The sequence below is a fragment of the Alkalibacterium thalassium genome, assembly GCF_900101165.1.
In the GTDB taxonomy this organism is placed as follows: Bacteria; Bacillota; Bacilli; order Lactobacillales; family Carnobacteriaceae_A; genus Alkalibacterium; species Alkalibacterium indicireducens.
This window is the reverse complement of the sequence record NZ_FNFK01000055.1, coordinates 1-11,965: the sequence shown is the minus strand read 5'-3', so window position 1 is coordinate 11,965 and position 11,965 is coordinate 1. Positions and strand designations below refer to the sequence as shown.

Sequence of the window (11,965 nt, the reverse complement as noted above, 5' to 3'; positions counted from 1 at the left end):
CCAGATACCCGCGATCAAAAACATAGGTCGCCCGTTTCTCATTGATAAAGACGTTCAAGTGATCATGGTCGTGTTCAGATGCATGGGACAGTTCGAATTGTTCAGGGTGCACCCATCCTTCTTTCATATGACAGACCTTTAAGTGCAGTTTGATTCCCGACTTAGTCGGGCGAAACGTGCCCCAGGGATACCGTGTTTTATTCAGTGAAAAAGTGGACGAATCAATTAAAAACACGCGTTCTTTTGATTGCACCGCTGTTTTTTCATGAACCAACGACAGTAATTGCGTAAAAATATCCATCAATACAGAGGGGTCGATCTTTCGTAAGGCACGTGATAATTGAGAGTAGCTGATGGACTCCATACCCATCACTTTTTTTAAGTTTGGGTTGACCAACTGTTGATCCAAATGCCGTAGGCTATCGGTTTCATCATTAATCGCATAGAGAAAGAGTTTCAGAACTTTCTTAAATGTTAACTTTTTTGAATAGCGATTAAACTGACTGATAGTCTGTCGAGACGATTCACTTAATGTTTCTAAAGAAATGTAGGAAAACCATTTATTTATGGTCATTTTTGTTTTATACTTATCCATGTTGTAGTCCTTTGTTTTGGTCTTGGATAAGTCATCCAACCCCATTATAAAGGACTTTTTTATATCATGAAACAGTTAAATTTTTAATGCAACATTAGTGAAATCAACTATTTATAATAAAATTAGTATTATTCTTTTTTGATGTTGATCTATTTTATTAACCCACAACAAAGGAACAGAAGCATAAAATGTATTTTCGCTTCTGTTCCTTTATTATTTCTACACTTAAAGTAACTTATTTATCAATCAACCTAAATTATAAAATACTATTATCTCATTTCCTAGCTTTTTCAAGCACCTAGAATTCTTAATGCTTTTTACTATTAAGTTACCCATCTTATAGGATCATCTAACCCCTATTTACTCTCCCTACAATTTTCAACACTTCATTTGCAAGAATTGTACTTTCGATGCGCATAAACGATCGATTTTTATATTGTTTCCCAAATAGTTCGATACTTCCGTACCAAATAATAGATTGGTCAATAACGATAAAACACTGGGAGACGGTTTCTGACTCTATGATCTTAATACCTTTTTGTAAGAGTGTTCCAATAATAGTATCACTCATCCGTTGTTCTTCTTTTGTTGTTAAATTAGAAGTGTTCGTCACTAAAGAAACTTTAGAATGAATGTTACCAATGTCCTCTTTTATGTTAGTCACTTGTTTTTCAGACAAGATTGGACTACTAATAATGACCTCATCAGATGAGTTTATCATATCTTTAACAAGAGGTTTGTAGTAATTATCCCCACTGTAAATAAGTTGTCTATGGTTGGATAAAGTGTTCTCAGCAACCTCATAACCCATGCCCCCATATCCTCTAAGTCGTTTTCGGTACATTCTTTCTAGAAGAGGAACGTGTATGTCCACATAATCATAAATACGAACTTCAGTTTTCCCTTCACGCAACCGATGTAATCGACCAGCATATTGCTGTAATCGACCTTTATAAGAGAATGGCATGGCGATTAATAGTGTGTCTAATCTGGAGTCATCAAACCCTTCTCCAATATATTTGCCAGTAGATATTATGACAAACGGATCATCTTCTTTCAGCGTTTCTAGTTCCTGCATAACGGCATCATTTTTCTTTTTTCCCTGGCTACCACTAAGAATATAGACGTTACTAATTTCTTTTTTCAGCATCTCTTTTATTATATCCAAATGTTCTATTCGCTCTGTTAATATCAGACCGTTCCTGCCTTCTTTTACATTGCTCACACAGTCTTCGACGACCATCCGATTTCTTTGATCGTTCGTAACCAGTCTTGAATAGATAGTCTGTAGGTCACTATTGAGGTCAATATAGGGATCAAATGGTGTGAAACGAGGAATCAGTACATGTGCAAATGGCCGTTCTTCTGCTACTTTTCTAGCATCATTCTGATAGCGAATATCTCCACACTGCATATGAATAATCGGATGATGTCCATCTTTACGTTTAGGCGTAGCTGTCAGTCCATATACGAACTTAGCATTCGCGTTCTTAAGAACTTTTTCGAAACTAAAAGCTGAGATATGATGGCACTCGTCTACGATAATCATACCGTACTTACTAACACAGTCATGAACTTCTTTGTTTCTATACAATGACTGAAGTAAGGCCACATCTAATTTGTTAGTTAAATTTTTCTTCCCTCCACCAAGTTGACCAGTCGATATCGATTCTTCGTCTGACTCCTCATTTTTTAAGAATTGGGCGATTCTTTTTCTCCACTGATTCGCAAGTGAGACTTTGTTAACAAGTATTAGAGTGTTCACCTTCTTCTCAGCAATGATATTAAGTGCAGCGACTGTTTTACCGAAGGCAGTAGTTCCACAGAGTACTCCGGTGTTATGCTTAAGCATTCTTTCTACTGCCTCAGTTTGATCTTTACGCAAATTCCCAGTAAATGATACATCTAATTTATTACCTTTGCTCCTTTCGTCAATGACTTTAATCTCAATATTTAAATCGGACAACATATTAGTAATTTTTTCATAAAGACCTCTAGGGAGCATAATATGCGTTTGAGACTCTTCATGACAAGTGATCACTCTCTGTACGCGATATGTTGATCGTCTCATAGCTTGTAACTGATAAAATTCGGGATTGTAAAAAGCAGCTGTCCACTTTAGATAGCTCAATGCTCTAGATGAGATTCCTTTTTTCTGAATGCTGACCATACTATTCAAAGTTAGATGAACGCATTTCGGGAAATCACTCTTATTTAAGCTATTCATATACCCTTTCTTACCTAAGTTAAGTGACGAGTCGTTTTCTGTCAGCCTTTCAATTGTTTTGAACAGCTGATCCGCAGTAATCTTACTAATTGCAGCCAAATATTCCCATTGATCCTCGTAAGGAGTAAAATTTTCATCAATAAATAAGCTGTTTCCAGTCTTACGCGCCTGTTTTTGCAAGGGGAGAGCAATCAAATTTCCTAATCCGCCCTTAGGAACGGTATCCTGATTTGGAAACATTCGATCATAAGAAGCAAAATCAAGCTCGTGTCTCTTCATCATTGTCTGATTAATTAACTCTGTACCCATTTTCCTAGCGAGCGATGCTTTCACTTCTGTCTCAAAGAAAAACCAGCAATGTGCACCGTTTCCTGATTGCGATCTCTCTACATAAACGGGTAAACCAAACTCATTGCAAACTTCTCTGATGGCTGAAGTGTCTTTCCTCCACTCTCTTCCATCCAAATCAATAGCCAAGAAAAAACAGTTATCTTCGTTTTTAAGCGGAAAAATCCCAGTAACAATCTTCCCTCTCAAATGATCTTGAATAGTATCGAGAGTATAGGGTTCATATGGTCTGTCGTCCGTTCTTTCCCAGTAAGGTCTCTTCTTCGGAGCGTAGCCAACTTTACCGGTTTTCGTATGAATGAATTTCTCAGCATATACATCAGTTCTCCCTTTAAAAAGAGAGGAATAGAGTTTGACTTTCTCTCCTGGTGTAGAGTACTTGTTTACTTTTGAGGTAAAATTATCATCAACAATTATATTCTGATTTTTACTGTTTTCCTGAACTTCGTATGTATTATAGAAACCTTCTGACTTTGATTCTATTCCGCTTTGCGAATGACTCGCTTCCTGCTTAAGCTTAGCAATTTCATTCTTAAGCATTTGATTCTCTTTTTTTAGTATACGGTTTTCGTTTAGAATATCTTTTATTTCTTTTTCCACCCACTAACAACCTCCTCAGATTTCCCTTTTAACCATTTATTCTTCAGAGTATAATTAAGCAACTCATTTAGCACTATACTCCTATTGTTATAACTCGGCCCGACTAATTAGTATAACATTCCGCTAGATGTAATAAATTCACTAATATACTCCAATTAAAGTAAAAAAAGGTGCACTTGGATGATCCAAATTAGCACCTCTATACCTTAACAATCGATAATAGCCCCCATACCTTAGAAAGGAAGATTTCCTTCTGAACGAAAACTACCTTTATACATTAATTGATTATCAAACCACCATGTAACCTCATATCTTTCTCTAGGTTTTGAAAAGGGCACCCTCAATTTAGAAGGTACTGAGTAGTTCTCAATTAGTTGTCTTTTGACAGTTCCATCTTCATCAACCAGTTCAACTTCTACATCAAATTGAATAGGTATTTGATTATTATTATACCTGCTAACCCTAACGTCAAATGTCATAAGGTTATTTTCCAATTGAGCGTTATGAAAATAAGTCCATCTACTATAAAATAAAATATTAGACGTATCAATCTGGATAAGCTTTTCGTATTTTTTCTTTAAATCTTCATTCATCAAACTTATGAGAGTTTCTTTTTCGGCTGGTGATCGCACCACTATCTTTTTTAGATAATCAGTTAAAGGAAGAGAATCGGGGATAATTATTTCAGCATGTCGATGACCTACAATAGAACTTGTTTCTTCTGAAGCCATTATAGCTCGGTCATGATATATTTTGTGTTAGTGTAAAATAAACCTCGGTATTTGATAAAACTAGACAAAAAGAAACGAGACCTTTAATCTTAAAGTTACCACACAAAAAGAAAGGAAAGGTCTCGTTTATGTTACCTAGTTTATCACAAGTCATCGATATTTTGAAGAACAGTTCTACCTCTATGGATATGGAACTGGGGTTAAGCCTATGGCTTAAGGATTTGGATAGTTTTATCGTCAGACTTCTCTTCCAGAGATTAGACAAAGAACTGTATGCGACCTATTACGAGAAAGGCTGGCGAGTCGATCGCATCGAGACTCGAACAATTCAGTTTATTTTTGGTGAGGTTCGTTTTGAGCGAAGGCGTTTGAGAAAAAAAGGAGAGAAAAGCTTTCTGCCTCTGGACAAAGCTCTAGGACTCGAGAAGCGTAAGCATTATTCTTTAAATGTGCGTAAGAAAATTGCCCAAATGGGTAGCCAAATGCCTTTCAGGCAAGCAGAAAAAAGTCTTCTCATCAGCTCCCCCATTTCAGCGAGCCACACGACGATTCATAGCATCACACAGGAAATTGGTGGAAAAGTTCAGGCGTACCTGTCTCAACGTCCGTCCAAGAAAGAGAAACGAAAACGAGTAAGTCATGTATTTATTGAAGGTGACGGGCTACATATTGCGGGGAGACAGACTGATAAGCCCGTTATCCATCGCGTTCTTGTGCATGAAGGCGTCAAGGCAGATAAAAAAAGGCATGACCTGATTAAACCGATGGCCTTCTTCAGTGTGAAATCCAGCCAAGAAGCGTTCGAACAGGCTGGAGTCTACCTTGATCAGACATATGATTTAAGACAGTCAATCGTCATTTCCAACAGCGATGGAGGAAGTGGATATGAAGCTGATCGATTTGAAGATATTATTGGCATGTGCCGCCGGCACGAACACTTTAGAGACAAGTTCCATGTCCATCGAAAAATAAAAACTAGGTTGAGCTTTGACAAGCCTATGATGAACCGATTAACACGAGCGGTCAGAGCTTACGACTGGAAACAGGTGGAATGCGTATTGACAACAGTCCAGAGCCGTATAGTCGATGATTCTGAATCGGTGAGAGTGGACAAATTGGAAGCTGTTAGAAAGCTGCATGCTTACCTGGAGCGTAACTGGCCCTATGTGAGAGGTTTTTACGAAAGAGATTTAGAAATCGATAGAGGCGTTGGAGTATGTGAAACGGGTCATCGATTCTACAGCTACCGGATGAAACGTCAGGGACGAAGCTGGACAGCCAGAGGCGCTGAGCACGTCGGGGCTTTACTTACAGCCGAAAGAAATAGTGAGTTGAACATCGCACTTAAATCAGAAGTTGACGAGCACATTGAACCACTCGGAAAAGACCTCAAGGGTGCAGTACGTTCGGCTCTAAGGAAGTCAAAGACAGACACCCTTCGGGTGAAAACAGGAAAAGTGACCAACTATGCCTCTACTTCAAGTTTCACGGGCATACTTGCAAAAATGTTCAGCTGATTTTTATTGAACTACGGAGATTTTTGTCAAACACGATATTAGCTTTTAGATTAAAGGTTGCCGAGAATAACTTGACACATACATATTTTGTCAAAAGGTAGTTTACTAAATTCATCCGGAGTAGAATAAAGTGAGACAGCCCCTTGAGAAGCTAAACTAGATTCAGTAAATAAGCATCCAGGATGAGTCAATACTTTACGTATATCTAAACACAAAAAGACCGGCACAGAGCATTGAGCATTTAACTCGCTAATCTTAAGCTGCTCTTTAGTCTTACATCCTTCATTATGATATTGAGTTGGTGACTTAGGACGAAAATATAAACGAACATACTCTTTATATTTAGGATTAGTCTGGTCGATTATTTTGCTACTAGCATTGTCACTTTTCATTTTACTCTTTAACAAAGCTTCTTTCCTAGAGAATAAATATCCATCATTTAAAATAGAAACTATATTCTCGATATGTGAAAAATGATAGCAGTACTTAAACCATGCTCTTCTAGAAGAATTATATATGCCTGTATAAATCTTTCCTGTTTGCAACTCGTCTATAGTTGTATCAAATGTAACAGTCATCCAAAAATCATCTCCAATTGTTGAGTAACTGATTCATGATTTTCTTCGGGCAAATTAATATTTTTTATTGTCACACCGGTTGTTACTTGATTTAGATGATTTAACGCACTCAGAGGCTCTATATAGGGCAACATAGTGAAAACCATTAAAAGTTTACTACTCCTACTTTTAGTTTGATATTTCTCCGGAAAATCAGTAATAAAAATGTAACCATAATCTCTCAGCTTGATCCATAAATCATAAAAGTCCTCCTTATTAAATTCTATTAAATCATCCGAAGTATTAACTACTATCTCTTCAGTTTCATAATTATCCTTAACTGACCAATTAAATATTTCACCTTGATTCTTGTTGATTTCCTGTAGTAAATCTTCCCACACAAAATCAATACTTAGTGCAGATGGCTGCTTCTGAAGCCACTTTTTTGTGTCTTTAATATTCTTATGTTCCAGTACTTTCCCAGTTCTATTAACAATATGAACAAAAATGTCAATGGGTAGATCTTTAAGATATCTTTCCATAAGAGGCTTTACTTCTTTTTCCCAATTTAATCCACCATTTCCAGCTCCTAGTTGAGGAAAAGAAACTGAATAAATCCCTTTATCTTCATAAGTGGATACGAATTTTTCCAACCCTTTTTCAATATATTCAATTTTGGACGGGTTTCTCCAATGTTTCTTTGTAGGAAAATTTAAAATCCATTTATTCTCATCTTTGTATAACCAAAGCTTCCCAATATCTAGTAATTCCTGTTCACAGTAAAGTCTATATTGTTTATACATATCTGGGTAAAGTTGCTTATATTTCTTGGCTATACCTTTCCCCATTACTCCAACTGTATTTACTGTGTTCACTATCACTTGTGCTTGGCTCTCAAAGATATCTTGTTCAACGTACAACAGCATAATAATCACCCTTTCGTTTACCTATAGAGGATGCTTTAATTTATTATAACACTATTAATATAGTCATGTACTATTTTTTAACCATGAAAATACTTATCAGATAATGATATCAAATAGTGACAAACCTGAATTATTCATACCTCTAAATGTGGATAACTATTTCTATTAAACTCACTGCTTTTTTAGACATTTTTAAGTATTAACTGTCTATCATGCCACTTTATATCCTTCTCGATTAGATCGAAAACAAAAAGATGGAAAAAAGAGTATAAAGACCCCTTGGTCCTACAATCGTCAAAAAATTAATATGATCTTCTTTAATTATCAATTAAAAACTACCCGAAACACTGTTATCATGCACCCTGTTTATGGTACACTTTGTAAATCAGCTAAAAAGGAGAAATTGAATATGAACAAGCAACACCTAGAGACTGTTAAGCAGTTGGAAATCAAAAAAGCGCCCGAGGAGCAATCTACTGAAGCTGCTAATAATCAGTACACTAAAAAGCAGCTTACTCACTTTATTGAGCATCACGATTTGGACATTGCTAAAAGCTGGAAAAAGGCAGAAATTGTTGAAGCCCTAACCGAGTGGATGGAAACTGCACAGAAGGATGTCCTTGAGTCTAATTCTGACTTGCAGTCATTTTATTCAGAATCAGTAGTAAATACAGATAAGTCTATGAAAGTATACGACGATACCCTTTCAGATGACAGCCTGGAAAATATCTTGAAGTTAGTGGAACATGGCCTAGCTTATAATGTTGATGGACAGCTTTGGGTTCCGGCAGATAAAACTGCTGAAGTTTCAACTGAGAACAACGAGTCAAGTGCACAAGTTGACGAGCCTAAGAAAGAAGCATCAAAGAAACAGAGGGCATCAAACAGCCAGTCAAAAAAGACCTCACCCTCAGCTTCCTCTTCGTTTGGACATGCAGATAGCATTGAAGACAAGAAAAAAGCCAGACTCGAGTATCTAAAATTACAGGCTAAACGTAAGAAAAAAGGTAAGAAGCGTAAATAAGTGATTGATAAATTAATATAATACTTCAAAAGGACCAAAGGATTTAGTCTCTTTGGTACTTTTTTGTGTTCTTAACATGTAGTAATTATAACTTTTACTACACCTTCGCCTTAACCGCCGCAATATGTGCCTGTTTGGTCACCTCATCAGCCAAAGCGTACCTGCCCAATACTTTGTAAATCACTTGAACTTGTTCGGGTGAAAGTATTTTGGAAGACTCGACTATATCACGCTTTACATTTGGTATAAGCCGGTTTGTCTTGATGACTTTGACATTTTCAGACTGCAGCGTAATCTTTTTAAGCGTGAATCTTTCACTGAAAATAATATAGGATTTAAATAGGGCATCATTTTCAAGCTTCATTACATTTTTCAACGCACTGATGTGACCGTTATTCTGCCAGATGGGATTGAAAAATTGGTACTTCTTCTTGTTCGGGAAAATCTGGGTCCACTTTTGGTATTTCTCGTTTCCATAGATCCACCCGCTGTAGTTTTTGGATTCAAACACGAATATACCGCTCTCATAAATCAGCAGCAAATCAATTTCAGCACCGATAGATGGTTTGTTCTGCTATGCCATGTTCCTCACTTAAAGTCTTTACTGAATGACCATTTTCGTACAAACTGACTAGCGTTTTCTTATAGTCGACATCATAGGTTCTTCGGTTTGACATCGATAGACACTCCTTTTCGATAGTTTATATTCTATCAAAACGTGTCCAGGATTTCATACTAACATCAATGTGTCTGGAAGTGACTGTTGGAAAGCGGCCATCTGATACAGCCTGCTGGACAAGCTGGTTGGCGTGATAAATATACTCTTTAAATAGCCGGGTCAATTCAGCTGCTTGTTCTTTAGTCGGCTTTAATTTCACTTTGAGCACTTTAACACAGGACTTTGTCTGTTCTTTTTTCACTCGCTTCACCTCTATCACGAATACAAACGTGTGTTCTTTTTTGTTAACTTTAGTATATCACTCCGTCAACGGAAAGCCTAGAGAAATGTACACTTACTTTTAAAAGAAAAAGAAAAAGAAGACAAAACAATCAGACATTTATCTCAATTTACGCTCTCATCCCACGATTAAAACCGTGGGCTTTTACGCTTGATAGTTCTGTAATTGAACTTAAAGTCTATCTAAACTAAAGTTAATACTATTTAAAGTGTGTATGGATAAACGACTTCTGAATCGTTCACTCCACATAGAAAAATGCTCATACTGTTCATCGGATGGATCAGACATCACCTGTTTAAATTCTGCATAGCCGTCTACTCCTCCGACATCCTCAGGTACCGGGTCCCCTTGCATGTCTATTAAACGCGCTTTTCGAAGACTCGGCTTTTCAATGATTTGGGTCACTTCAATTCTATGTCTCCAATCATCTCCGAAATCATATTCATACAGAAAGACATCTCCAGAACGGATGTATTCCAGCAGCTGCACTTCTTCATCGTATTTCATTATTTGTTGTCTTTGTTTATATCCAAATGATTCATCGTCGTCTACTAGACAGACATACCATTTGGTTTTTCAAAAGTGAATTGATGCAAATGATAATCGGCCCACATGAAGGCTTCCTGCAGTATGTGATGCAACTGATTAAAAGTATAAGTTATTGGAACCTGTAAAACCCTCACGACATCTTCTTCTGTTTCCAATTCAAGGCTTACCTTTAATTCTGCAACAGGTGGCGTGAATACTAGGTTCTCTCCTAATCCTTTGTCGCTTAAGAATGATTCCCATTTATTTAACGGTGTATCTTCGGTTCCATCTGGATAAGTGACTAATCGGTTATTGACTTTTTCCATTAATTTCAGCTGGACAATCTCTTCATCATCAAACCCTCTCACTTCCATTCTTAAAGGTCTAATGACTTCTTCAAGATAGTCTGGTGTATCAATGTTTTCTCCCTTAGTCCATACCAAATCTCGGTTATCAAATTTCTTCTCTATTTCCATCTGCTTGACCCAATTGAGACCTAAATAGTCAAAATACGCTTGTCTGACATAGTAAATAATGTTCTCAATCTTACTTAATTCTTCTTTTTTAAGTAGCCAAGCTACAAGTGTTAACTGCGTTTCTAAATGGACAAGTACGAGCGCTTTTCTTCGATTCAAAATAGCAATATGGGCTAACCAAGCATTCTCATTTGGATTAGTAGGATTGAGCCGCAAGACGTGACCTTTTGCTTTTTCTATTTCTGACATAAATTTATCTGTTGTATGTATGAGCACGGTGAATGCCTCCTGTTATTTGGTTTGTCTATCATAACATATTCCATTAACAAAAAAGACAAAAACTAAAGTCACACTCCTTACTTTTCCTTACTTTTGTGCTATAATAAGAATTATCTATTAAATGGGAGTGAATGAAATGATTAGCTACAAAGAAAGAAATCCTGTTACTGCAAAAATCACATCTAAAAACCAAGTAACTATTCCAAAGTCCATTCGAACCGCATTAGATATTAAGTCTCATGACCACATTATATTTTATACTAATGAACAAGGAGACGTGGTTATTAAAAGCGTGGATAAAAAGAAAGCTTTTTGGGAAAAAGTAGAGGAACAGCAAGCAACCTATGGCTCTATTGATGATAAAGAAATGACCTGGGGTGAAGATTTAGAAGCTGAGGATTTTGATTAATGGCTAAACTCAGACAAGGAGATATCATACTCGTTAATCTAGATCCGTCAAAAGGAACAGAAACAAAAAAGACTAGGCCCTGTTTAGTGGTCAGTAACAACTTTTACAATCGATATTTGAATACTGTTCTAATCGCTCCTATCAGTAACTCTCAAAAATATAAAGAAGAGCGTTTTACTGTTTCACCATTTTTCGTTTCAATTCCAAATAACGAGAAGGTAAAGGGCACAATATTACTTCAACACATAAGAAGTATTGATCCGACTCTCAGAATTATAGGAAAGCCAATTTCACACCTAAACTCCGATTTAGTTAAAAAAATAAGTGACACTATTAACCACTTTTTCTAAGGAAGACAACCGTTCATTAAAAGCAGCAGACTTAAGGAATTTATTTCCAGTCGGCTGCTTTTATTTAATACATTAATTTTAACTTTGAATAACATTCTTGGATTAATTCTTTAGGTGCTTTTTCAACAAAGTTAAATTCTCTTTTATCTAAATCAATCATACAGTGGGTTATGGGATATTTCTTTAGTGGTACATCAAGCTGGCAAACAGTGGTAAGAAAGTTGGCATCAGTGGTACAAATGTGTGCAGTAGTCAACTAAGTTTTCATTGGAAACCCTGGTGTAGGGAAAACACACCTTGTCATTGCATTAGGCATTGAAGCATGTCATCAAGGCTACCGTACACTGTTTATCAGTTGTCATGAATTACTTTTACGTCTTCGTTCTGCCTTTGAAAAAGGGACCGTCGATCGTGTTCTGAAACGATATGCCAAATATGA

The 11,965-nt window shown here is 36.6% G+C and carries 14 protein-coding genes and 1 pseudogene; 5 read left to right on the top strand and 10 right to left on the bottom strand.

Annotated features, from left to right (window positions below):
* From BLR76_RS09515 to BLR76_RS09505, 3 genes are all read right to left on the bottom strand, one after another.
* On the bottom strand, positions 1-595 hold a 595-nt coding region (locus BLR76_RS09515), incomplete at its 3' end, for a transposase (RefSeq protein WP_176759681.1).
* Positions 596-944: 349 nt separating this feature from the next.
* Positions 945-3,770, bottom strand: a complete 2,826-nt coding sequence (locus BLR76_RS09510; protein WP_091268459.1) for a TOTE conflict system archaeo-eukaryotic primase domain-containing protein — start codon at positions 3,768-3,770, stop codon at positions 945-947.
* A gap of 233 nt (positions 3,771-4,003) precedes the next feature.
* Positions 4,004-4,501 carry a hypothetical protein gene (locus tag BLR76_RS09505; RefSeq protein WP_091268457.1) on the bottom strand — a complete coding sequence of 166 codons (498 nt, stop codon included), beginning with the start codon at positions 4,499-4,501 and terminating at the stop codon, positions 4,004-4,006.
* A gap of 128 nt (positions 4,502-4,629) precedes the next feature.
* Here BLR76_RS09505 and BLR76_RS09500 point away from each other — a divergent pair, with 128 nt between their 5' ends.
* Complete coding sequence (locus tag BLR76_RS09500; RefSeq protein WP_091268455.1) at positions 4,630-6,018, top strand: ISLre2 family transposase; 1,389 nt, start codon at positions 4,630-4,632, stop codon at positions 6,016-6,018.
* Positions 6,019-6,068: 50 nt separating this feature from the next.
* Here BLR76_RS09500 and BLR76_RS09495 read toward each other — a convergent pair whose 3' ends face one another.
* Complete coding sequence (locus BLR76_RS09495; protein WP_091268453.1) at positions 6,069-6,596, bottom strand: DarT ssDNA thymidine ADP-ribosyltransferase family protein; 528 nt, start codon at positions 6,594-6,596, stop codon at positions 6,069-6,071.
* Positions 6,593-7,501 carry a macro domain-containing protein gene (locus tag BLR76_RS09490; protein ID WP_091268452.1) on the bottom strand — a complete coding sequence of 303 codons (909 nt, stop codon included), beginning with the start codon at positions 7,499-7,501 and terminating at the stop codon, positions 6,593-6,595. The genes BLR76_RS09495 and BLR76_RS09490 overlap by 4 nt, the downstream gene beginning before the upstream one ends.
* A 409-nt stretch (positions 7,502-7,910) precedes the next feature.
* On the opposite strand from BLR76_RS09490, the gene BLR76_RS09485 reads away from it, so the two are divergent.
* The gene (locus BLR76_RS09485; protein WP_091268450.1) at positions 7,911-8,525 is read left to right on the top strand and encodes a hypothetical protein; all 615 of its coding nucleotides are present in this window, start codon (positions 7,911-7,913) and stop codon (positions 8,523-8,525) included.
* 97 nt (positions 8,526-8,622) lie between these two features.
* Here BLR76_RS09485 and BLR76_RS09480 read toward each other — a convergent pair whose 3' ends face one another.
* The 5 genes from BLR76_RS09480 to BLR76_RS12380 form a co-directional block, all read right to left on the bottom strand.
* Entirely contained in the window at positions 8,623-9,036 is a 414-nt protein-coding gene (locus BLR76_RS09480) for a nuclease-related domain-containing protein (protein WP_245683078.1), read from the bottom strand.
* Positions 9,037-9,073: 37 nt separating this feature from the next.
* On the bottom strand, positions 9,074-9,202 hold the full coding sequence (locus BLR76_RS11675; RefSeq protein ID WP_143009230.1) for a transposase: 129 nt from the start codon (positions 9,200-9,202) through the stop codon (positions 9,074-9,076).
* 24 nt (positions 9,203-9,226) lie between these two features.
* Positions 9,227-9,445 (bottom strand): hypothetical protein, encoded by a 219-nt coding sequence (locus BLR76_RS09475; protein WP_091268447.1) that lies wholly within the window; start codon positions 9,443-9,445, stop codon positions 9,227-9,229.
* A gap of 210 nt (positions 9,446-9,655) precedes the next feature.
* Positions 9,656-9,994 carry a plasmid pRiA4b ORF-3 family protein gene (locus tag BLR76_RS12385; protein WP_483860445.1) on the bottom strand — a complete coding sequence of 113 codons (339 nt, stop codon included), beginning with the start codon at positions 9,992-9,994 and terminating at the stop codon, positions 9,656-9,658.
* Between the two features lie 41 nt (positions 9,995-10,035).
* A complete protein-coding gene (locus BLR76_RS12380; protein WP_091268444.1) occupies positions 10,036-10,764 on the bottom strand; it encodes an IS1096 element passenger TnpR family protein in 729 nt (242 codons plus the stop codon).
* A gap of 139 nt (positions 10,765-10,903) precedes the next feature.
* On the opposite strand from BLR76_RS12380, the gene BLR76_RS09460 reads away from it, so the two are divergent.
* From BLR76_RS09460 to BLR76_RS09450, 3 genes and pseudogenes are all read left to right on the top strand, one after another.
* Positions 10,904-11,176, top strand: coding sequence for an AbrB/MazE/SpoVT family DNA-binding domain-containing protein (locus tag BLR76_RS09460; RefSeq protein ID WP_091268443.1), 273 nt, complete (start codon positions 10,904-10,906; stop codon positions 11,174-11,176).
* The gene (locus BLR76_RS09455) at positions 11,176-11,526 is read left to right on the top strand and encodes a type II toxin-antitoxin system PemK/MazF family toxin (RefSeq protein ID WP_091268442.1); all 351 of its coding nucleotides are present in this window, start codon (positions 11,176-11,178) and stop codon (positions 11,524-11,526) included. The genes BLR76_RS09460 and BLR76_RS09455 overlap by 1 nt, the downstream gene beginning before the upstream one ends.
* Positions 11,527-11,786: 260 nt before the next feature.
* Positions 11,787-11,965: pseudogene (locus BLR76_RS09450) on the top strand (ATP-binding protein); the annotation flags it as partial.